Consider the following 22,026-nt stretch of genomic DNA (forward strand, 5'->3'; position numbering starts at 1 on the left):
GATTGCGAATAGGATCGCCTGTGCCGAGGACACCCCCTCCTGCAGCAGGGTTTCGGCTTGGGCGGCGCGGCTCATGGTGGGGGTCATTGCTCAAACCTCCGTTTCGCCGGTTCGATACCGGCGCGCACTGAAAACGATCGCGCATCCGTCCTGCATCTGCGAACCGATCGCCTCCAGATTGATGCCAAAGTCGCAAGCCATGAAGTCGAGCATGGCGTCGATCGCATTCGACAAGATGCCAGGCCGCGGGTCCGTTCGCCCGAATGGCGAGACGATATTGGCCTGGAAGTCATGTTCCAGCCGAACGTGGTAGGTGAGGATCAACAAGTCGGTATTGCCGTCCGGGACTTGGGTAAGGATGGCATACCGCAGCGCGTCGCCATCGGCTTCATTGGCGCGGCTGGCGCGATCCAATCGGCCGTCGCGAGCGGTGTCGTCATTGGTCGCGATTTGAGCGTTTTCGATCGCGGTGCCTTCGAGCTGCGTCGCCTCCCAACGCTCGTGAAGCGCCTGGATCAACGAAAGCGGGGCGGCGGCGGTTGGATTCGTCGTCATCGCTCAACCCTCCTGCGCTGCAAAGCGAGCAAGATCGGCGCGCACGAATTCCACGATGTCGTCGCCGTCAACTTCGTTGCCGGCCACTTTGATTTTAGTCAAAAGCGCGCCGATCGTGGGGGCCGGCACAGCGATTAGCGCCTCGAACGCGGCCCAGCGGGGCTTGGAGAACATCTCGGTGTGGCGCTGTTCCGCGGCCTGCATCTCTTCAAAGTAGGCATCCCAGCGCACAGCGTCTTGGCCATGAGCCAAGTTTCTTGTGGCGCCGAATTTTGCGGCAAACGGTGCGGTCCGGCAATCGTATAAGTCAGAAGCGCTCTTGAGCGCCCCGTGGTTCAGATCGTGCAGATCTGCGTCACGGGCACGGTGGTATGTGCTCAATGCGGCGTCGAAGTCGGATCGCATTACGGGCATTGCCGCTGCGACGCTTCCGCTGATTGCAACCAGGGCGGGCGCAGTCAACGCAGCACCGAAGATGGCGCGCCTTGACGCGATTATGCTAGAGATGGTGTTAGCCACTATCGATCTCCTTACGATCGGTTGAGGTAAGAGCTGGGTGGAAGTTGGCGCTTCCTCTCAGCTCGCATTTGTGTTATCTCAAAATCAGTATGGTGTCAAATAGTGATAACACAAATAAACGAGGCCGTCCGGTCACCACCGGCAAGGGCTCTTTGATCGGCATCCGGATGCTTCCGGATTTACTGGCCGCGCTCGATGAATGGATCGAGGCCCAGGTCGAGCCGAAACCGTCGAGGCCAGAGGCTGCACGTCGTATCCTGTGGGAAGCGCTGAGCCGACGCTGACCGGCCCTCGCTGCTACTTTATCCACGGACGGAGCGGTGCTAGCTGTTAGCGATGACAGAAGACGAGGCCGCCATCACGTTTTATAACCTGATGAACACTCACATGAATGCTCGTCTGGATCTTCTAAAAAAGAACCGGCGTAAGGTTGCCCATTATACGACCGCCGAAAACGCCATGAACATTATCACCGGCAAATCGATATGGCTGCGCAACTCCGCGCTGATGAACGATTTCTCGGAGATCAAATACGGCAAAGAGCGGCTTGTTGATGCTTTAAAACGGCAGATGGCGGAGATTGACACGATTTTAGGCGGCGCCCACCATCAGTTGGCGACTGAGATTATTAATTGGTTGGTTGAGGTCGAAGAGCCAATCAACACACACACCTACCTGACGTCGTTCGCCGAACATTCCGAAAACGATTTTCTCGGAAAACTGTCGATGTGGCGGGCATATGGCGGCCCGGTCGCGGGTGTCGCGATCGTGTTCAACACGGATGTATTCGAGAGTGAAGAGGTCGGGCAGGCCCTGAATGCCTTCATGTATCCGGTGCTGTATGGACAGGCGGAGTTTGATCGACATTTTGATCAGATCGTGGCGAACCTGCGATCGCATGGCGATCTACTCGAACAGCTCCCCCGGGCGCGGGTTAAGTCTGTTTTATTTCATACTTTCCAGGACTTAGTTCTAACAACTAAACATCCCGGGTTTGCTGAGGAAGAGGAATGGAGGGTGATCTTCGCGCCCCCGTTGTTCGGACCTGCTCATATGGATAAGGGCATCCACACCATTGCCGGCATTCCGCAAGTTGTGCACAAGATCAAGCTTGGGGATCAGTCTCCCATAAATCTGCCTGAGCTCGAGCTCGATCGGCTCGTTCATCGGGTTGTCGTGGGTCCTTGCCAGTACCCGCAGCAAGTCGCTTATGCGCTGGATACAGCCCTCCAGGCGGCCGGCGTCAAAAATAGCCGCGACCGTATCCTTATATCGGACATACCTCTGAGGCAGCGCGGCTAGTGCGCTGTCAGACTTAACGCCTGCCGCACCGCCGCTACACTCGGCATATTCACCGTTAAGACTGGGAGCATCGCCGTGGATCGGTGGGACGGTAACGACTATCAAACATGGACTCGGCTGGCGATCGGCTGCTCGGTGATTGGACTTATCGTCGAACGCTTTCGTCCGAGCGGAGAGCTTTTCGTCATGTGCATTATGTTCGTGATCATCGGGATCGTGATGGTTCCGGAAGGCCCGAAGCCCCCGCCGGATTAGGCTGTGAGGCCCACAGCGCGGACGAACCAAGCCGAGCCGCCGGGCTCACTTTGCTGGCGTGAGCGGCCTCGCGCCGGGCAGGTCAAAGCGGGTTGCCGGAGCAAGGTTGTTATTTAACGCCCACCTTCGACAAAAATGCAGCCAAGCCGATCTCGGGCATGCCGTCGTCCTTTACGATGCCGTCGGACGAACTGCGGAACAGGGCCCCGAGGATAATTTGTCGATCGCTCTCCGTCGCGGCACCCGTCTCCGTGAGCGATAGATATGTTTCGGTCATCACGGCGCGTTCGCTGGCGTCGTACCGTAGATGGTGTTCCGAAAGGTATAGCTTCGTCAGGATCCTGCCCACCCAAAAGATGAGCGCGGATATTGCCGCCAATCCGGCCGAGACGATTACCGCGACTATTGGGCTGGTCGCCTTGGTTGTGCTGCTGAGAAGAAGAGCAACAGCCGCGTAAAATGTAACCGCGAGCGCTATGATGGCGATCCCAAAGTACGATGTCAGGGTCCGCCAAGCCTTCTTCTCGGCAAACTTATGTTCGACTGATTTGGCCTGCCAATATTCCACTGGCGCCTTGAGTTTCATGAACTCCTGATAAGTCATCCGCACTGCATTGATGGCGTCGATCGAGGTTTCGGTGGCTTCGCCAAATCGCTGCTGATCGCTCCGCCAGCTAGCGCGTGCGGCTGTGAATGCTTTTGCAGCAATGCCCTTTCCGCGCTCCACGATAACCATGGCGCGCTGCTCTGCGTGCGCGAGGGCGGCTTCATGGGCACGAGCGGCAGCCCGAGCTGCGTCACGGAAATTCGCGCGCTCAAGGGCAAAGCGTTTGGCAGCAAGCTCGGCATCAAACCCCGCGGGAAACGAATAAAGGACAGCGCCTTTAATTTGCTCCGCGCTCGTCGCACTCCCTAAGTTCACAATTCTCATATGCAGCCCAGCTGCAAAAGCTGCGGCTTCAATTCCGACCTGATCGATTATCATCGCGATAGTATCGCCAACGACAGATTGGGACCAAATGAGCCTGCGAGAAGAATAAATCTCTTGAATTGTATCAAGATTATTCGAAACAGGAACTTGGCTTGCTTCGTTATTATGGATGATTTGCTGAAGGTGATCAAAGTTTGTCTGCAAGTTGATCGCGATATTGAACTGATTCGCGGAGCTTGACGTCGGATTAAGCCAATCCCACCTCTCGCGTTCGGTCACGATCCATCTCTTGAGTGAGCTATATGACGGGAAATGGAGTTCCTCATTAGCCCCGTCCAAAGAAATCTTAAGTACTTTTGCATCGCTCATCGCATGGCTCCCCAGAACGCTGAGTACATGGCGGACGTTCCACGGCAAGCTAATCGTGAAATTAGCGCCTCTCGATCGTAAGATCGCAAGGCAGCATCCCGCCCTTGAAGCAAGCCAGTATATTTGGGGGAGGGTTTCGCCGGCGCAAAGCCGCAGCCGGGCAGTTTATCTCAACCCTCGCCATCTGGTCTAATTCCAGCAGGCGGGCCGACGAAACCGCATCTGAAAATATGGTTATGCACGACTGTGGTCAAGGCCCCGCCGTTGCGGCTGGTCGCCACTAGGTTAGGCGTGCGAGCATGTTCCGCACGGTCGACGCGTGCCACTGGCCGCCACGTGCGGTTATGAACCCGCCAGCATTCAACTCCCCGGCCAGGTTCTCTAGCGAGGTGATGCCGCGTGCGCGCATGTCGTCGATCACCGGGCGCATGGTCTCGGCCCGCCCGGCCGCCTCGGATCGGATCGCATCGATGCTAGCAGTGTTGCCCTTGGCCGCCCGCCTGAGCGCTGCAGCGCCGTTTGGATTACCCAGGCGCTGGCCACGCGCCTTCGCAGCCTGCAGCGCCTCGCTGGTACGCTTGGAGATCGCCTTGCGCTCCGCCTGGGCCACCGCGGCCATGATGTGTACGGTCAGCTCGTTCGCTTCGGGCATGTCCGCTGCAATAAAGGGGGCGCCGCTGTCCTGCAGAGCGGCGAGGAATGCCACGTTACGGCTTAGGCGATCCAGCTTAGCTACGACGAGCGTGGCGCCAGTGACCTTCGCGCGGTGTAGCGCCTTGGCGAGCTCGGGTCGATCGGCGCGCTTGCCACTTTCGATCTCGGTATAGGGTGGCGCAACCAGATCCCAGCCACGGGCGGTGCATAGGCTTTCGACTGCCTCTCGCTGCGCCTCCAGACCGAGACCGGAGCGGCCTTGGGCAGCGGTCGACACACGGTAATAAGCAACGGCTTTCATGGCTGCGTCATTCCTACACAATGGCTAAACGACCGTTACGCCATTTTGTAGGACTTCGCAATGATCAGCGTGCGCCTTGGATATACATCCGCGCAATCGTCTGGTCATCATAGGGCAGGCCAACCGCCTTGCGCCGCGCGCGAAGGGATTCCTGAACCGCGCGCGGTATCGCCACGCTGTTTGTTGGCAAAGCGTCGTCGCGGAAACGTGCTATCGCCGCGCCACCGCGCACCACCGGCATCACGGCATTATCAAACGCCTTCTTTAGCTCGTCGTCGGTCGGCTGACGCTCTCCGCCGGTCAGTGCTGTGATATAATTCTGCATGACGGAGAATAGGCGCATCGCCTCTTTACGTTCAGGCTTACCCTCTTTGCTCGTCTGCTTCATGTCCAGGTTTACGTCGACGGCGTAGCGGTTGATCATGCCCCAGATGCGGGAGTGCGCGACCGCCTCGGGAGCGTTCGGCTTGGCTATCATCCGAGCCTGCAAAGTTGAAACCTGATCGTATTCGGCGCGGGTCATGCTCTGCTTGTAGAGCCGCAGATCCTTCTTACGGAACGCATCTGGATCAAGTTCAATAAGCTGGTGCAGGTTGGTAACCACTTCACCGTTCGCCTCAACCGGCTTGGGAGCAGCGTTCTGCCGTGCTTGATTGGTCAGCGAGTGAAGCGCTTCAGCCGACAGGTTCCGACGGACGGCGGCGGGTATCTGCGAGACAGAGGTGTAGTCATCTCCCAATGCGTCGATGTGGCGATATGCCTCGTCTTTGGCGTATTCCTCAGACCGCGCAATGACCCGATCGTTGCGCGAAACCCTGTCCTCGATCGCCTGTCGTGCAAACTTCTTGCGCTCAAAACTCCAATCGGATCTGGCATCGATAGCCTGATACAACCCGCCAAGGTCGTCACGCCGCGGATGCCCCACTGGTGCGGCCGGCGCGGGCTGGCCGCTGCCGGGCTGGCCAACGACTACATGCCAGTGATCGCCTGTCGCATGAGCGCTGCGTCCCGACCCGACCTCGTTCTTCGCCTCGATTATTGTATAGCCTGCCCGTTTTAGGCCCCCAACATATTGCTCAAACGACATACCCTTGATTGGCGCGACGTCGACAGCACCATGAGATTGTGTGTGCCAGGAAGTAGGGTTGGCTTTAGACAACGGATCATCTGGTGATCGGTAATTCGACGTAATGCGCGCACCGGGATAGACCGACGCGACTACCGCCCTTCCGTTGGCTACCGGCTTGACAGCTCCCTTAGTTGGCGCGGCGGTCTCGATGCGCGGCGCCCCGCCTTCGAGCGTGGCTTGGATCTCATCGCCATCAGCTTCGCCCTGCCGTTCCATAAGCGGGTGATACAACGCCTTCTCGATCTTGAGACGATCGCTGGGTTCGATGTTATCGTAATTATCACGGTAAGAACGCGCGGCAGCCTCGGGGTCGGCCGTCATTTTCTGGTCGATAACCTGCGTCCAGATATTGGAAACATACGCCTTCTTGGCGGCGCGGGTAGCATCAGGCCCATGTTCGGCGGCCTTCGCCTCGATCTCGCCAAGCCCCGTTGCCACGAACCGTGCAAATAGCTCGGGCTCGTCGGCATGAATGACAGCGTCACTTGCCGCGTTGGACATTCTGGCGACCGACTGGCGACCTTCCTCAACCCCAATTTCCCGGTTTGCATGCTCAGCAATGCGGACAAGTTCCGAGCTGGCTCGATCGTCAAATGACTGACTGAACATGTCACGTTGTCGACGGGTCGTCAGGCCGGACAAAAGCTCTTGCCGGATATCCGAAATCGCCTTTTCCGTTGGCTTTCGGGCATTGGCTGCAACGAAGCCCTGTTTCGAGAAATAGGCATCTTCGCCGGTCCGCAGCAGTTCACGCAGGCGCGTCGCAGCAATATTATCCTGCCGCTTTGTCGCTGCGTTATCGAGTTGAACGTCGAGCTGCTCCTGAACGTCGGAATGAGCGCTCAGAGCTTGTGCCGCTCCCGCCGCTCCCTTCGAGAAGCCACCGAGCGCGCCGCCTTCATTATCTGCTGCACGGACACGTTCGCGCGTGAGTGGAGCCGCTGCGACGCTAGTAGTGGCGATGATGGGGACCCGGGCCATTAGCCGAGCTCCGGCATGTAACGGCAGATTCGTTCAGCTACCGTAGCGTTCTGGGTTTCAACTAACTCGGCAAGGGTGATCACCCGAGATTTCGCGGCGTGATGAGCGCCCGCGCTGTCAACACCGGCGAGATGCAGAGCGCCTATGATCCAGTTCTCATTGCCCGCCCTGCTCAGACCCGTACTGACCAGACTACGGGCCGTTTCCGGATCGCGATAATCTTCTACCCATGGCGCTGCCGCCGTCTGAATTGTCGCGTCCGCCGCAATGCAGATCGCCAAGTTCGCCGCGAGGACTGCCATGGCGCTTTCGATCGCGCGCGCGGCCTCAAGGCGGTCGTGCATCGCGCCGCGGATCAACGTGGCACCTTGCGCACGCGCTTCGGCCCGCACGAGAGCCGCTTGGCTGGCAGCCTGGCGCTCCAGCTCAGCCGTAACACCATCGCTCTCTTCAATCAGCGCATTGAGCTCGGCTACCCGTCCGCGCGCCGCCAACAATTCGCCTTTTGTGCCAGTCCCGTTCAGGGCAGCTAGCGAGGCTTTGAGCCGGGCGCCTTCGGCATCGCTAAGTTCGGCGACAAGTTCAGCCCGGGTGCGCGCAAAGGTGTTCAGCTGTTCCATGATTTGTCTCCGTCAGTTCGCCAGTACCAACACGACGGTAGCGATCACGTGGCAGAGCAAAGCTCGCAATGCACAGCTATCCTAGTCGCAGAGCGCCGCGCGCCGAAGGTCGGTGGCGGTAGGCTCCGTGGCCGCCTGCTCACCCTGATAGCCTCGGGCTTCAAGCTCGCGGCGCATCTGAACCGGGTGCCACCCCGTCGACCACAGTTCGCGGTCATGTGCCTCGATGCGCTTCCGCCCCTGCTCCATCGCTGTCACAATGGTGCTGGCCGGCGGCTCGGGAAAGTCCTCCAGCGCCTTCGCCATCTGGGTCTGCCAGCGATGGTCACGCGGGGCCGATGCAAGCGAGATCATCATCTCGCCCATTTCGCGACATTGCTGCTGCGTCGAGTTCGCGATCAGCGTCACGAACCGGCGCCCCTCTTCCGCATTTGGTGCCTTGAACATCATCAGTTTCCTTTCGTTAAGAGGGAGGCGGCGAGAGACGCCAGGCCGGCGACAGCTGCGGATATCTCGCCGCCGCCCATCTCCCCGCCATCGTGACCGCCAAGCTTGAGCAGCGCCGCATCGCCGTATTTCTTCGGCGCGATCTTGCCAGCCAGCCACTTACGCGAATCCACACGCAGCTTTGACCGCTGGACGTGTTCGCCGTTCAGGTCGTAGCCGGGGCCGCGCTTGTCGCCCTCGAAGCGCTCCATCCAGTCGTTGCGGCCGTCATCAGATATCTCCAGCACCTCGTCGGCGAGCGCGTCAGCCTGCAGGAAGCGCGCGGTGGCATATTGGCCGCGGAACGCCTCGTCAGCTGCGAGCCATCGCATCACGGTCGATTTGCCCGGCATGCCTTCGCCGCGGCATATCTCCCGCAGGCTCAGCCCATCAGCCAGACGCTCGCAGATCGTGGCCTGCAGTGCTGCTCGGGTTTCGTCGTCGGTCATCTCTGCCTCGTGCGCGCGTATTGGTCCCGCGGGATTACCGCCAACCGGGCCGGCATCGGTTGGATATGCACAGTCAGAGATCGACATCATCGCCGTCCTCCCCATCCGCGAGGATCATGCCGGCAATTCGGCAAGTATGTCGGTCGGTTGGGTCTGGGGCTGCTTCTTCAATCGGCGCGGCGGCGCCAGTGGCCGCGCCGGATATATCTTTAGATATTGAGTGTGTGTCAGGCGCGTTCGGCGCGGAGACGTCGGGAGCGTCGGCGCAATGTGCCGACGCAGCGTCGGCGCAACCGTCGGCGCAGGTCAGGCGCAGCCCGAAAACGTCCTTTCGATCACGCTTCCAAGGCAGCAGTGCGCGCTCAATCCGGTTGACGCGGATCAGGCGTTCCATTGCTGCTTCAAGGCGACCTTTGCCGATACGCTTGCTCTCTGGCATGCGTTCAAACACCGTGGGCGCGTAGGTGCTCGACGTCTTTTCGGACACTGCCATGTGCTGGCGGGTGCGCTCTTCAAGGCATGCCAGGAAGGCTGCATCATCGGAATTGGCGCGGATCACGGCGGCCATCTCCGAGCGCCGATCATCCGGCAGATCTACGTCGCGAACGAAGGCGCCGCTGTGCCAGCGGAAGGTTAAGGTTGCGCCCTTGGCGGAGTAGTTGGCCTTCGGGTTGCTCAATTCGCGAGCGTCGTTGTCGTCCTTCATGCCCGACATGAACATGCGCGATCGGACCTGATTCTCCCAGGCGACCGAGCCCCCGAACTGGTTCGCATTGCCGGCGTCGGGATTGTTCAGCCCGGTCTTGTTTGGATGCCCAAGGAGCAAGACTACGCCGTCGATCTCTTCCGCGAGACCGTTGAGCAGGTTGACGAACGCCGCCACTTCGCGCTTCACGTTCTCATCGCCGCCGAACACATGCGAGGTGTTGTCGAGAACAAGAAAGCGGATGCCAGCGGTCAGCACCGTTGCGCGCAATCGGCGATAACGGTCGGTCGGTCGCATGCGGCGCTCGGAATCGAACGTCACCAGCTCGAGCCCGAGCTCACCTTTCCAGCTTTTCACCAAGCACTGGCCGCGAGCTATTCGCCCGCCGAGCGTGCTGGCAATGTCCCTGTGCCGGCGCTGGGCCTCTTCGCGCCCATCTTCGCAGGTGATGTAGAGGCTGCGCGCCTGCTCGACGCCAACGCCGAAGAAGGGGTGGCCCACCGCCACCGTCGCAGCGAGCTGTTGCGATACCAGCGACTTGCCTATCGAGCCCGCACCAGTGAGCAGGGCGGCTTCCCCGATCGGCAACCAATCCTTGACCAGCCAGCGCCGCGGCGGAACCGTTAGGCCTTCCCAGTCCGCGACGTCATCAATGGCCATCAAATCTTCGGCCGGCGCCTTAAGCGCGGCCGCGGTCAGCGCCCGAAGATCGAAGGCCGATCCGCCGCGGCCAGACCAGTCGATCACATCTTCACCGATACCAAGGCCGGGGAGGTCAACAATGACCGCGGCGCCACCAGCTCGCTCGACACTCTCACGAACACGCTCGGCAAACGCACGCCCAGGATCATCATTATCCGGCAGGATCCCCACCGTGCGCCCCGCCAGCGCCGCGGCATAGCTATCTCGCCAACCCTTGGCCCCGAATGCGACGGCAGTGGCGACCATGCCCCAATCAGCCAGCTTATCCGCCTTGCGCTCGCCCTCGACGACATAAACGATCGCCGTTGGATCAGCCGCGAGCAGATCGGGCAGCCGGTACACGACCCGCTCGACGTCACCGAGGCCGTTGATCCAGCCGCCACGACCATCTGGGCGCTGGGCGACGAACCGCTTGCCCTCGCCGCGCTTCTCCTTGCGCACCGTGCGATAGGCCACAGCGCCGTCCGCGCCGACATAATCATAGACGCCGGTTTCGCGCCAAGTCGCCGGCGCGGCGGGCTCTATCCCACGCCCGGGCAGCAGTCCGACGCGCCGGCACTCGTCCTTGATCTCGCGCCAGTCTGCACCGTTGAAGGAATGGAACACGACGTCGCCATCCCCGGCATCCTTGACGGACACACCGCGGTCTTTTGGGCCATGACCAGGTGCCGGGAACAGTCCCTGGTTGCCGTGCCAGTCGCCCTTAAAGTGGCGGGTGATGTTTTCAGCGACGCCGCTCATCGAGCCGACTCCGGCACGTCGCGCGCGGGATCGAACCGGCGCAGCTTTACGCCATTCGCCTCAATGCCGAGCGGCAGCCGTTGGGCGTTTGCGGCCTTCATCGCTGCTTGGCAGGCCAGGGCGTAGGCGCGAGCCGTTGCGATCCGAGCGTCAAAGACCCGCTTAGCGCCCTCGAACCGATGCCGCACCACACACCATTGTGTGCCCTCGACCTGGCGCAGCACGATCAGCGGGCGATACCTCGGCGCCGCGGTCATGAGGGCACCGACCAGTTATCATCGGGAATCGTCGTCAGGTCGATCGCGAACACCCCCAATGCCCGCGCCCGGTGGCGAGATTCGTCTAGCGCATCCAGGTAATTGGAAGAAAATCCGACGTGGACTCGGTCCCCGTTTGCAAACCAGACAAAGATCCAGAATTCGCCGGGGGTTCGGGTATCGGTAACGACCACGCGTGCCCGATCGTAGGGAGTTGTGACCTCACCGCCAAATATGGAAACGACTTTCGCCGGGTCAGTTGTGCATTCCTCGCTTCCCGTCTGGCAAAGCTCGGTAAACACCTCTCGACCGTCGCCCGCCAGGCCTAAGGTCGACGCCCCGGCTGCTTCCACAGCTGGGGCGTTATCGTCTAGGGGGCCGCTCATCCTGCCACCTTCTCGGACGTGCTGCACAGCACCCGAGCATCTAAATAGGCATCGAGCTCGCTAACCCGGTAGCGGACGGCCCTTCCCAGTTTCACAAATCTCGGGCCATTCCCGTAAAGACGCATTTTGCGAAGGGTGCCGTTGGAAAGTCCCAACAACCTCGACGCCTCGTTGGTATCGACTACCTGGCTGGACATGTGCTGACCTCGAACAGTGGTTTACTGCGAGGAACCCTACGGAACGGTCGGCGCTAAAATGCGTGAATGCACAGCCCGGATAAAATGTCAGGATTTGTCAGGTTTTGGCTGCCTTTATCGCTACGACATTAGGCGCCTGCGGCTTGCCGATCTGCTCGATATGTCGCCCCCAAGCATCAAGCGCGGCACGCTTCTCATTCTTCCAGTCGTGCCGCTGATAGACACCCGCGACACCGCTGCGCGCGCCGCTTACATGGTTCAGCACCGCCTCTGTCACCTCAAAGCGGACCCCGAGGCGCTGCAGGCCTGTCGCCACAGTTCGCCTAATATCGTGGACCCGCCAAGGCGGCACGATCCTCGGCTTTTTTTCCTTCACCGCCGGTTCTTTCGCAACCAGCGCTGCAATTGCCGCGTCGAGCGCCTTCTTAGCCTTGGAGTGACCGGAAACCGGCGTCTTGCCGGTGGTGGTGAACACGTATCCGGCGTCGGGCCAATCGGTCGCTTCGTTGTCGTCCTGACCGATCCGTGCCACGTCATCGAGCGCCTGCGCGGCGAGCTGGTTTAACGGCACGATATGCGCCTGCTCGTTCTTCGCCCGCTCAGAGGGAAGCGTCCACATCATTTGCTTTCGGTCCAGCTCTGCCCAGCCGAGCGCCGCGCATTCCTCGCGGCGCTGACCAGTGGCCATCAAGAAGCGATAGAGCGGGCCAAATGGGTAAGGCATGGCGCAGGCTGCTGACCATGCCAGTGCGAGCTCTCCATCGCTCAGGACGCGGTTGCGCGCCGCTACCACCTTCGGCGCCGGGAAATCGGCGCCGAGCGGGGATTTGCCCTGCTCTATCTCTCCGCGGCCCTCGGCCCACCGGAACAGCTTGCGCAGGACGGAATGCGCTTGGCGGGCGGTCGCCGGCCTGTCCTTTAGCAAATCGAACACGGCAACTAGATCTGCGCGTGTGATCGTCGGCAACGGCTTGCGCTTCAGCACCGTCGCCGGTTCGCGCCGTAGAAGCGCTTCGGCTTTCTCCCAGTCCTTCCATTCGGACATGAGATACCCGTCCCTGAATGTGTCGATAAAGGGAACGAAGGCGAGATCTACCGCCTGCCGTCGACGCTCACGATCGGTGTCGGTGGGGTCGATCCCCTGCCCCACAAGCGCCGCCAGACGCTTACATTCCGAACGAGCCAGCGCCGGTGTCCAGGGGGAGCCATGCCGCCCAATCGTGTACCGCTTCTTCTGCGCCTCGCGCCCGCCGGTACGATACTGATAGACGTAGCTTTTGCCCCCGGCGGGGGTGACCTGTAGCCCGAACCCCTTGAGCTCATCATCCCATAGAAACTGCTTGGTGCCATCCGCCGCCAGAGCGTCGACGCTGCTTTTCGTAATCTTGCCAGTTGGCATGCGCCTGGTCCCTCGCTTAGTCGTTTGCACCCACCGTGCACCCACCATGACAGAACCGCGCGGAACAAAGAAGAACAAAACAATTGCCTGATCCGCGGAAATCAGGGGATTTCTAGCCATCCGGGAACCAGAGGGAACAACGATCTACCTTATAGCTGGTAACTCTTAATCAGCGGGTCCTTGGTTCGAGCCCAAGTGCGTCCACCATATTTTCAAATGGCTTAATAATTGAACTTTTGGGCATGAGTTGTCTTTGACCGCTCCAGCAATCAGATCGCATACAGGCCAAAGAGTTTCGCTTTCCACATGGGTGCTGACAGCTCTTACCACTTGGCCCTCCCCGGCTTCAACATCGCCCTTTAATACAGCAGCGGGCCGCAATCATACGCGCAGCCCATGGTTACAAGGGTGCGCGGTCAGCTTTGCATCGACAACTACGCCAGTTGCCATCGCCACGCCAAAGGTATGAGACAAACGGCATTGGATGTTCTGCCGGGCCGGGGCGCGCGGATGGTCGCGGGTGCCCGCCGGGGGCATGACAACGAGGATCTAGTTCGTCGCGATCGCGCTACTGATCATACCCGAGCCTTGCGCAGTATCTCGGTGGATTGCCGCCGTTAACGGACATCGCGCTCCAGCGCCTCCGCCTCGTGGGCCACTTCCGTCGGGACACAGGCGCGTTTGCCGCTGTTGACCTCCGTCCTCCTGCCCCACTCAAGCAGCGTTGCGGAACGCAGCCGATCTTCTCGGCGATCGAGACCACGCTAGCCCATCTGCACAGGTGATCCCGCTCGCTTGCGGATGTCCGATGCAAACTTGTTCGTTGTCTTCCACCTTCTCAGGAGTTGAAGCCTTCAACTAACCCGGGGCGCTTTAATTACATTGGTCTCCCGCCGCGATAGCCGATCACAAAATACCGACGATCACTGATCCGTTGACAGGGCTATATGGATTGGTAATGCGGTTGAAACGTCGGGGGGCGAATTTATGATGCGACTCTTAGGCCTGCAAAGTCGGAAGCGTCGTCAGAGCCATTCTATTGCCGACTATCAGAAGCTTGTGCGGCGCCGGCTGCGTGAACTGCCGAAGGATCGTCCGCTGGCGCTGGCCCAGGCGATCGGTGCTGAGACCATGGCGAATTTTATCTCACAGGGGGACGGTCATGTGGCGGTCCTCCGCCACCATGGTCTAGTGGACAACATGTCGGTTTATGATTTGGGCTGTGGTTGTGGGCGCACGGCGCAGGCCTTGCGTCGTTCCGGTTGGGCAGGTCACTATATCGGTGTGGATGTAGTACCGGAACTTATAGAAGAATTAGCGCGCCAGTGCCCTGATTACCATGTGCATCTTAATTTTAGGCCCACAATCGCAGCGCCCGATGCGTCGCTGGACATGATATTCCATTGGTCGGTATTTACTCATCTCTACCCGAGCGAATGTTATCTTTACACTGCCGATGCTTTCCGCGCTTTAAAGCCCGGGGGTAAGATGTTGTTCTCCTTTCTGGAGATGGAGGAACCCGCGCACGACCGGGTTTGGAATGCAAACCTGGCGCGCCTGCGCAGGGGCCAGCCGGGTGAGCAACTTGATGCGTTTCTACACCGTGACTGGATTCGCCGCTTTGCCCAGGACGCCGGGTTTGCCGAACCGCAATTCACCCATGGTTCCGATGACAGCAGGCATCCTGCTTTTTGGCAGTCGTTGGCCGTGATGGACAAGCCGGCGTAAACGACAAGCCAAACACCGAAGCTGCTGAGCAGAGCGGATTAAGCTGAGCAGAGCGGATTAATATGCCGGCCGAATTACTCGCTCATAGGGGGTGCAATGTATCGCTCGGCGGCGGACGCCATGTAATCCAACGATGCTGGCTGCGTGCCTTTGTAGCCTGCGGAGCTCGCACCAGCCCACACGACCATTCGAGCGCATCACCGGCTCTGCACGGCACGCCAGATGATCAGCAATTGGCCAAGGATTTTGTTCTAGATGCCGCCCGCGCAATAGGTTCGGCAACAGCGGACGAAAATGGTAAAAATCGTAGCCATCGCCACGCCAAAGGTATGAGACAAACGGCATTTGATGTTCTACCGGGGCGGCCGGCGCGGATCATCGCGGGGTGCCGGCCAGGGGGTCATGACAACACGGATCCATTTCGTCGCGATCGCGGCGCTGATCATGCCGGCGTCGGTCGGCGCGGCGCCAGCCGGCGGTCCGCGAAAAATACATCTCCCGGTGCAGCCGTTGGCGAACAGCCTGCAGGCGATTGCGCGCACCTTCGGCATCGAATTGCTATTCTCAACCGACATGCTGGCTGGCCGCTCTGCACCCGCAGCGTCCGGACGCTTCGACGCTATCGAAGCATTGAACCGGATCTTGGCGGGTTCCGGGCTGGCAATCCAGCGAACCCCCGATGGCAGCTATCTGGTCGTCGTCGCTGCGCCTAGCGATGCCAAGGCCAAGCCGGAAGCAATTCCTGAGATCCTCGTGATCGGGCGACGCACGCAGAACGCGGATATTCGACGCACGGAGAATGACGTCCGGCCATATCAGGTCGTGACCCGGCAGCAGATCGCGACATCGCATATTGCTACCGTTGAGGAACTGGCGGCCAAACGCCTGCCGGCCAATGCACAGAGCGCGACATTGTCACAACGGGGAGCGACAGCGTTCGGCGAGACGGCATCGTCGATCAATCTGTTCGGGCTGGGCACGGCGCAGACGCTGATCCTCGTCGATGGTCGCCGCCTGCCGCAGATGGCGGACGAGGTCACCGGCTTCCTCCAATCGGACGTCAACGCGATCTCGCCACAGGCGATCGATCGCGTCGAGGCGATCACCGCGACGGCCGGCGGTATATATGGGCCCGGCGCTACAGCCGGCGTCGTCAATCTTGTGTTGCGGCGGGAGTATCGCGGCATGGAGGTGGCCGTCACCAGCGGCGTCACCGCGCGGGGCGATGCGCCGTACCGCCGGGTCGATGCACGCCTCGGCTTTACGCCGGATCATGGGGCAACCGATGTCATGCTCGGGCTCTTCAGCTCCAGCTTTGCGGGCCTGGAGGCAGGCGCGCGGGATTATCTGGCGCGCGCCGCCGCGCGGACCTTTGCCAACGATCCGTCGTACATCGCCAGATACTTCACCCCGGCATCGTCCTCGCTCAATGTCGTGTCGCAGGACGGCAGCGCGCTGACCTTCAAGCCCGGCTATGGCGGCGCGGCGCTCGGCGCTGCCTATAGCTATGCCGTGCCTGCCGATGGCCGCGCCGCGGCGGCGCTGGCGCAGGAGCTGACGGCCAATGCCGGCATGCTGGATACGACGCCCACCGCCACCGCCGCCGGCGGCGGGGCCTCATTGCTGTCTGGGCGCCGCACCCGCTCGATCATCGCCAGCGTGCGGCACCGCGCGGGGCCAATCGAACTGTTCGCGGATTATCTGCGCCTGACCAATCAGGGGCATGCGGTGGTGTCCTACACCACGATGGGCACCACGCTGGCAGCGGAGGATCCGGGCAACCCCTTTACGCAGGCCATCGAAGTCTATGCGGCCGATCCCGACCTGCGGCATGAGTACGACTTTCGCACGACGGTGACGCGCGCGACCGGCGGGGTGATCATCGACCTGCCGATGCGCTGGCGCGGCAGCGCGGACTATTCCTTCGGCACCGGGCGCCGCCGCCTCGATGGACGGGGCCGTTATTTCACCCTCCCCGGGCTGGAGAGCTATTTTTCGCAAACCGATGCGGTGGGCAGGCCGCGCAATCCGCTGGTGGACTACAGCGCTTATGTGGCGTCCTTCGATGGCCTGTACGGGACGGACAGCCGGGCGTTTGCGCAGACCAACCGCTTTTCCGATGCGACCGTGCGGGTGGCCGGGCCGCTGGTGCGGCTGGGCGGTGGCGATCTCACGGCGAGCTTTCTGGCCGAGCGCCGGCGTGAACAGGTCGCCGACGGGGTAGCGACCGCATCCTCGGCGTTGCTTGGCACGGTCGGCCCAACCCCGCTGGCGCAGTTTTCGCAAGTCACACGCTCGCTCTACGGCGAGCTGCGGGCGCCGCTGACGAGCGAGTCTTCGGCGCTGTCCTTGCTGCGCGAACTCGAGCTGCAACTGGCGGTGCGCCACGATCGCTCCACGACACAGGCCCCCCTCGACGCGCTCGCGGCGACCGCGACACGCACCGTGCAGATCGCCGGCACCGTCTACACCGCCGGGGTGAAAGTCTCGCCGGCGCCGGGCATCATGCTCCGCGGCAGCGTGGCAACGGGGGAGCAGCCGCTGACCGTCACCGCGCTGGCGCGGCGTGGCAGCTCCAGCGTATCGCTGCTGCCGGACCCCAAGCGGGGCAATGAGCGGTCCATATATTCCTTTGACGTGATCGTCGGTGGCCCGCTGCGTCCGATGCCGGAGCGCGCGCGCAGCATCTCCGCCGGCATCGTCGTGCAGCCCGTCGCCATGCCCGGCTTGCGCGTGTCGCTCGATTACATCCACATCACCAATCAACGCCAGACCGTCGACAGCCTGGCGGGCGACAGCGAATTCTTCATTGCCAACGAAGATGCCGTTCCCGGCCGCGTGACGCGACTGCCGCTCAGCGCGGCCGATCTTGCCCTCGGCTATACCGCCGGGCGCATCGCCGCCGTCGATACGGGAAGCCTGCAAACCGGCGCCACCACGATCGATACGCTGAATGGCCGCCTCGACTGGATCGTGCCGACGGCGCGTGCCGGCACGATCGCGCTGTCCGCCGCCGCCACCTGGCAACCGCGCTTCCAGCAGGTGATCGGGTTCGATGTGCCCGACCGCAATTATCGCAACGCGATCGATGGCGCGCTGGCCATTCGCGGCAATGCCGGCGCGCGCTGGAGCAAGGGCGCCTGGTCCGTATCGCTGGATGGACAATTTACCGGGCGCTACCGGATCACCAGCGGGATCGAATATCTGCGGGAGCTGTTCGATCAGGACGTCTTGCTGCAGGGCGGCAAGCGCGTTCCCGCGCAGGCATCGTTCGATATGGGCATCGAACATCGGCTGGCGCTGCCCGGTGCGGGGCTGTCGGGTCGCCCGCGCACGCTGGAGCTGCGCTTTGGCATTCAGGACCTTTTCGATCACCGCCCCGCCACCGTGATCAACGCGCCGGGCGACTATAGCAGCTATGCCGATCCGCGGCGGCGGCGGTTCGAGCTGACCGTGGTGGCGGGGTTTTAGCGCTGCCGTGTGGATTTCTCGGGCGCGCGCGTCCTGCCTGTCGATGAGACCGCAGTTTAGCCGCTTCCCTGGGCCACTTCAGCCCGCGCCGCTGGCAGCGAGGCTGGCCTTTGGCGGCGCGATCGCGCAAATTCGCGTGGTGGACCCATCCGCCCTCAACCCCGATGATCACGCGCGCGGCGCCGCGCTTGAGGCGTTGCGCTCGCCCCTCACCGGCTATTTCCGCCGCCGCGTGCGCGAGCAGGACGATGTGCCGGATTTGGTGCAGGAAGTTTTTGCACGTTTGTCGATGCGGGGCGCCACCGACGACATCGATCACCTGCGGGGGTATCTGTTCCAGGTCGCCGCCAGCGTGCTCGCTGATCGCCAGCGTCGGCGCACGGTGCGTCACGCCGATGCGCATGTCGAGTTCGATCCCGAAAGCATGGCCGAGCCCGAGATCGGATCGGATCGCATCCTGGCCGGGCGCGAGGCGCTGGATGCGGCACGGGCCGCGCTGGAGACGTTGCCCGAACGCACGCGCACGATCTTCGTCCTGCGCCGGCTGGAAGGCATGCGCTATATCGACATCGGCAAACGCCTCGGGCTGTCGGTCAGCGCCGTCGAGAAGCACATGGTGCGCGCCGTTGCCCACCTGGCAGCGCTGAGGGACGGCCGATGACCACCCCGATCACGAAAGCGCGGCTGGCGACGCTCACGCCCGCCGAGGCGGCGGCATTATGGATCATCCAGCAGGATCAGGGTGCCCCCGTCGAAGCGGGCCTGTTTGCAGATTGGCTGGCGCAAAGCGAGGCCAACCAAGACGCCTGGGCGGCCGCTGAGAGCGCCTGGGATATTTTCGACGATGCCGACGATCCCGTCTTTGCATCGCTGCGCGAGGCAGCGTTGGCAGATACTGGGGCCGATACTGGGGCCGATACTGGGGCCGATACTGGGGCCGACCGTGCGCCAGCGCAGAGCAATCGCGTTCCGGGCGGGTGGCGGTCGCTGGCGGCGGCAGCGGCGTTGATCGCCGCCATCGCCGGCGGCGTGCAGCTGAGCCAGCGGCCATCCGCTGGCGAGCAGGAGGTGGCTGCAGCGACCGGACCGGCATCCATGCCACGGACCTATGCCGCGCCACCGGACGCCTCCCGCGACTATCGGCTGGCGGACGGCACGCGCATGACGCTCGCGCCGGGCGCGCAGGCGCGCGTCGATATGGCCGGCGCCCGGCGGCGGGTAACGCTCGATCATGGCGATGCGGTCTTCGCCGTCGTTCACGATGCCGCGCGCCCGTTCGCCGTTTCCGCCCGCGACAGGACGATCGTGGATGTCGGCACGCGCTTCAAGGTCGCGCTGGGGAATGAGGCGCTGACGGTGGCGCTGTACGAGGGCAGCGTGCGCGTGGACGACCAGGCTGGCCATGCGACCACGCTCATCCCGGGGCAGCAGCTGGTAGCGCGGGCCGGGCAGCGCGACGCGATCACGCAAATTTCGTCGGCCGATGGATCGACGGATCTGGCGCAGTTTGATAACGTCACGCTGGCTGCGGCGGTTGCGACGATCAACGCCGGAAGCACCGTAAAGCTTGCGATTGCCGATCCCGCCGTGGCCAAGCTGCGCGTATCCGGCCAGTTCCGCTTACGAGATCCCGAGCGTTTTGCGCGTACCGTGTCCGCGTTATTGTCCCTGCGCGTCGTGCGTGTGAGCCCCACGCGGATCGAGCTCCGCAACCGGCTCTAAATCGACGCGCGCCGGCGCTCCGACCCCGCTGTGTTGCCCTGTTCAGCGTCCCCCCAACCGTGCGTGCGATTTTTTTGTCGATTTGCTCATGTGGAAATTTCTCGGCCCAGCGTCATCGCTACCGACCCCCTCGAAGGAGACCCATGATGACAGTCACTGCGACACCCGCCCCCGGCCAATCTCTCCTCTCGCCGACCGACCACACGTTGATCCTGATCGACTTCCAGTCGCAGATGGCGTTTGCCACCAAATCGATTGCCGCCGAACTGCTGCGCAACAACGCGGCCTTGATCAGCCGCGCCGCCAGGTCGTTCAACGTCTCGACCATCCTGACAACGGTGGCCGAGAAGAGCTTTTCAGGCCCGATGTTCGACGAGATCGTCGAGGCCTTCGATCATCAGCCGATGCTCGACCGCACCTCGATGAACACGTGGGAAGACGCCGCCGTGATCGCCGAGGTCAACCGCATCGGCAAGCCGCGCATCGTGTTTGCCGGCCTGTGGACCAGCGTTTGCATCGTCGGGCCGGTCGCGTCCGCGATCGACCAGGGCTTTGAGGCCTATTTCATCGCCGATGCCTGTGGCGACGTGTCGGCCGAGGCGCACGAGCGCGGGGTCCAGCGCATGATCCAGCTGGGTGCCACGCCGATGACGTCGCTGCAATATCTGCTTGAGCTGCAGCGCGATTGGGCGCGCACCGAGACCTACGAATCGACCACCGGCATCGCGAAGAAGTGGGGCGGCGCCTACGGGCTCGGCGTTACCTACGCCAAGACGATGTTCGGCGCGTCCGAAGGCAGCCACGGCTGATCACGCGATCCGACGGGGGACACGTCATGTCACATCTCGCCATTGAAATGTCGCGCCGGGCCGTCGTGCTCGCTTCCGCCAGTGCCGCGGCGGTGACGCTGCTGCCCGCGGCGACCTTCGCCCAAACCCACCGCAAGACCATCACAGGAGCATCCAAAATGAGCAGCGGATTCGTCAAGACCAAGGACGGCACGGAAATCTTCTACAAGGACTGGGGTCCCAAGGACGCGCAGCCGATCGTCTTCCATCACGGCTGGCCATTGTCGTCGGACGATTGGGATGCGCAGATGCTGTTCTTCCTCGCCAACGGGTACCGCGTCGTGGCGCATGACCGCCGCGGCCATGGCCGCTCCGCGCAGGTCGATTTCGGCCATGACATGGATCATTATGCCGCCGACGCGTCCGCCGTCGCCGAGCATCTCGACCTCAAGAACGCCGTGCATATCGGCCACTCGACTGGCGGCGGCGAAGTCGCGCGCTATGTCGCCAAGTTCGGCCAGCCGCAGGGTCGCGTCGCCAAGGCAGTGCTGGTCAGCGCGGTGCCGCCGATCATGGTCAAGACCGAGCGTTATCCCGGCGGCCTGCCGATCAGCGTGTTTGACGGGCTGCGTGCCGGGCTCGCCGCCAACCGCGCGCAATTCTTCCATGATGTCGCCGCCGGCCCGTTCTACGGCTTCAACCGCGCCGGCGCGACGGTGATGGCGCCGGTGATCGACAATTGGTGGCGGCAGGGCATGATGGGCAGCGCGCTGGCGCACTATCAGGGCATCAAGGCGTTTTCGGAAACCGATCAGACCGACGATCTGAAGGCGATCACCGTGCCGACGCTGGTGGCACAGGGCGATGACGATCAGATCGTGCCCTATAAAAACGCCGCCGAGCTGCAGGCCCAGCTGCTGCCGCACGCCACGTTGAAGGTCTACAAGGGCTTCCCGCACGGCATGCTGACGACGCACGCCGATGTCCTCAACGCCGATCTGCTTGCGTTCATCCGCAGCTGATCTCCCGCGCGCCGAGGAGGACGTGATGAAACCCTATCTGTTGTCACTGGGGGCCGGCCTGCTGGTCGGCATCGTCTACAGCCTCCTCGGCGTCCGATCGCCGGCGCCGCCGGCAATCGCGCTGGTCGGGTTGCTCGGCATCCTGATCGGCGAGCAGGCGATCCCGCTCGCGCAGCGGTTGGCGCGCCATCCGCCCGCAGCGCTCGCCTATCTCCGCACCGAGTGCGCCGAGCATGTCCTGGGTCGTCTGCCCGGCGGGAAGAAATCGGGATGACGCCCAACCGACGCGAGACGCTCGCCGGCATCGCCGCCGCCACCCTGGCCGGCCCCCTGGCCGCCGCCACAAGGAAGCCCAG

At 62.2% G+C, this 22,026-nt stretch carries 22 protein-coding genes and 1 pseudogene; 9 read left to right on the top strand and 14 right to left on the bottom strand.

Annotation, left to right across the window (positions count from 1 at the left end; all coding sequences use genetic code 11):
- Nucleotides 1–90: 90 nt before the first annotated feature.
- A complete protein-coding gene (locus ABC969_RS15655; protein ID WP_345866099.1) occupies nt 91–519 on the bottom strand; it encodes a hypothetical protein in 429 nt (142 codons plus the stop codon).
- A gap of 39 nt (nt 520–558) precedes the next feature.
- Nucleotides 559–1,074, bottom strand: a complete 516-nt coding sequence (locus ABC969_RS15660; RefSeq protein ID WP_345866100.1) for a hypothetical protein — start codon at nt 1,072–1,074, stop codon at nt 559–561.
- A gap of 44 nt (nt 1,075–1,118) precedes the next feature.
- Between ABC969_RS15660 and ABC969_RS15665 the strand changes: the two genes are divergently transcribed.
- Nucleotides 1,119–1,358, top strand: coding sequence for a hypothetical protein (locus ABC969_RS15665; protein ID WP_345866101.1), 240 nt, complete (start codon nt 1,119–1,121; stop codon nt 1,356–1,358).
- Nucleotides 1,359–1,410: 52 nt separating this feature from the next.
- Nucleotides 1,411–2,376, top strand: a complete 966-nt coding sequence (locus ABC969_RS15670) for a DUF2971 domain-containing protein (protein ID WP_345866102.1) — start codon at nt 1,411–1,413, stop codon at nt 2,374–2,376.
- 364 nt (nt 2,377–2,740) lie between these two features.
- Here ABC969_RS15670 and ABC969_RS15675 read toward each other — a convergent pair whose 3' ends face one another.
- The 12 genes and pseudogenes from ABC969_RS15675 to ABC969_RS15725 all read right to left on the bottom strand — a co-directional run.
- On the bottom strand, nt 2,741–3,931 hold the full coding sequence (locus ABC969_RS15675; protein ID WP_345866103.1) for a DUF6161 domain-containing protein: 1,191 nt from the start codon (nt 3,929–3,931) through the stop codon (nt 2,741–2,743).
- A 280-nt stretch (nt 3,932–4,211) separates the two neighbouring features.
- The gene (locus ABC969_RS15680) at nt 4,212–4,886 is read right to left on the bottom strand and encodes a recombinase family protein (RefSeq protein ID WP_345866104.1); all 675 of its coding nucleotides are present in this window, start codon (nt 4,884–4,886) and stop codon (nt 4,212–4,214) included.
- Between the two features lie 64 nt (nt 4,887–4,950).
- The gene (locus ABC969_RS15685; protein ID WP_345866105.1) at nt 4,951–6,996 is read right to left on the bottom strand and encodes a hypothetical protein; all 2,046 of its coding nucleotides are present in this window, start codon (nt 6,994–6,996) and stop codon (nt 4,951–4,953) included.
- Nucleotides 6,996–7,616 (bottom strand): hypothetical protein, encoded by a 621-nt coding sequence (locus ABC969_RS15690; protein ID WP_345866106.1) that lies wholly within the window; start codon nt 7,614–7,616, stop codon nt 6,996–6,998. Before ABC969_RS15690 ends, ABC969_RS15685 begins: the two co-directional genes overlap by 1 nt.
- Before the next feature lie 81 nt (nt 7,617–7,697).
- The gene (locus tag ABC969_RS15695; protein ID WP_345866107.1) at nt 7,698–8,066 is read right to left on the bottom strand and encodes a hypothetical protein; all 369 of its coding nucleotides are present in this window, start codon (nt 8,064–8,066) and stop codon (nt 7,698–7,700) included.
- Nucleotides 8,066–8,551, bottom strand: a complete 486-nt coding sequence (locus ABC969_RS15700) for a terminase small subunit-like protein (protein WP_345866108.1) — start codon at nt 8,549–8,551, stop codon at nt 8,066–8,068. The genes ABC969_RS15695 and ABC969_RS15700 overlap by 1 nt, the downstream gene beginning before the upstream one ends.
- A 73-nt stretch (nt 8,552–8,624) precedes the next feature.
- Complete coding sequence (locus ABC969_RS15705) at nt 8,625–10,700, bottom strand: AAA family ATPase (RefSeq protein ID WP_345866109.1); 2,076 nt, start codon at nt 10,698–10,700, stop codon at nt 8,625–8,627.
- The gene (locus ABC969_RS15710) at nt 10,697–10,957 is read right to left on the bottom strand and encodes a hypothetical protein (protein WP_345866110.1); all 261 of its coding nucleotides are present in this window, start codon (nt 10,955–10,957) and stop codon (nt 10,697–10,699) included. The genes ABC969_RS15705 and ABC969_RS15710 overlap by 4 nt, the downstream gene beginning before the upstream one ends.
- Nucleotides 10,954–11,343, bottom strand: coding sequence for a hypothetical protein (locus tag ABC969_RS15715; protein ID WP_345866111.1), 390 nt, complete (start codon nt 11,341–11,343; stop codon nt 10,954–10,956). Before ABC969_RS15715 ends, ABC969_RS15710 begins: the two co-directional genes overlap by 4 nt.
- Nucleotides 11,340–11,540 carry a helix-turn-helix transcriptional regulator gene (locus tag ABC969_RS16525; protein ID WP_380808904.1) on the bottom strand — a complete coding sequence of 67 codons (201 nt, stop codon included), beginning with the start codon at nt 11,538–11,540 and terminating at the stop codon, nt 11,340–11,342. The genes ABC969_RS15715 and ABC969_RS16525 overlap by 4 nt, the downstream gene beginning before the upstream one ends.
- Before the next feature lie 97 nt (nt 11,541–11,637).
- Nucleotides 11,638–12,939, bottom strand: a complete 1,302-nt coding sequence (locus ABC969_RS15720) for a tyrosine-type recombinase/integrase (RefSeq protein WP_345866112.1) — start codon at nt 12,937–12,939, stop codon at nt 11,638–11,640.
- 620 nt (nt 12,940–13,559) lie between these two features.
- Nucleotides 13,560–13,781: pseudogene (locus ABC969_RS15725) on the bottom strand (IS3 family transposase); the annotation flags it as partial.
- Nucleotides 13,782–13,926: 145 nt separating this feature from the next.
- On the opposite strand from ABC969_RS15725, the gene ABC969_RS15730 reads away from it, so the two are divergent.
- From ABC969_RS15730 to ABC969_RS15760, 7 genes are all read left to right on the top strand, one after another.
- Entirely contained in the window at nt 13,927–14,667 is a 741-nt protein-coding gene (locus ABC969_RS15730) for a class I SAM-dependent methyltransferase (RefSeq protein ID WP_345866113.1), read from the top strand.
- A 402-nt stretch (nt 14,668–15,069) separates the two neighbouring features.
- Nucleotides 15,070–18,138, top strand: coding sequence for a TonB-dependent receptor plug domain-containing protein (locus tag ABC969_RS15735; RefSeq protein WP_345866114.1), 3,069 nt, complete (start codon nt 15,070–15,072; stop codon nt 18,136–18,138).
- A 139-nt stretch (nt 18,139–18,277) separates the two neighbouring features.
- A complete protein-coding gene (locus ABC969_RS15740) occupies nt 18,278–18,799 on the top strand; it encodes an RNA polymerase sigma factor (protein ID WP_345866115.1) in 522 nt (173 codons plus the stop codon).
- On the top strand, nt 18,796–19,860 hold the full coding sequence (locus tag ABC969_RS15745; protein WP_345866116.1) for a FecR family protein: 1,065 nt from the start codon (nt 18,796–18,798) through the stop codon (nt 19,858–19,860). The genes ABC969_RS15740 and ABC969_RS15745 overlap by 4 nt, the downstream gene beginning before the upstream one ends.
- 146 nt (nt 19,861–20,006) lie before the next feature.
- Nucleotides 20,007–20,669, top strand: coding sequence for a hydrolase (locus ABC969_RS15750; protein WP_345866231.1), 663 nt, complete (start codon nt 20,007–20,009; stop codon nt 20,667–20,669).
- 158 nt (nt 20,670–20,827) lie between these two features.
- Nucleotides 20,828–21,670 carry an alpha/beta fold hydrolase gene (locus ABC969_RS15755; RefSeq protein ID WP_345866232.1) on the top strand — a complete coding sequence of 281 codons (843 nt, stop codon included), beginning with the start codon at nt 20,828–20,830 and terminating at the stop codon, nt 21,668–21,670.
- 25 nt (nt 21,671–21,695) lie between these two features.
- Nucleotides 21,696–21,944 (top strand): XapX domain-containing protein, encoded by a 249-nt coding sequence (locus ABC969_RS15760; protein WP_345866117.1) that lies wholly within the window; start codon nt 21,696–21,698, stop codon nt 21,942–21,944.
- The last annotated feature ends 82 nt before the right edge of the window (nt 21,945–22,026 follow it).

Source organism: Sphingomonas qilianensis, from assembly GCF_039614825.1.
Lineage (GTDB): Bacteria > Pseudomonadota > Alphaproteobacteria > Sphingomonadales > Sphingomonadaceae > Sphingomonas > Sphingomonas qilianensis.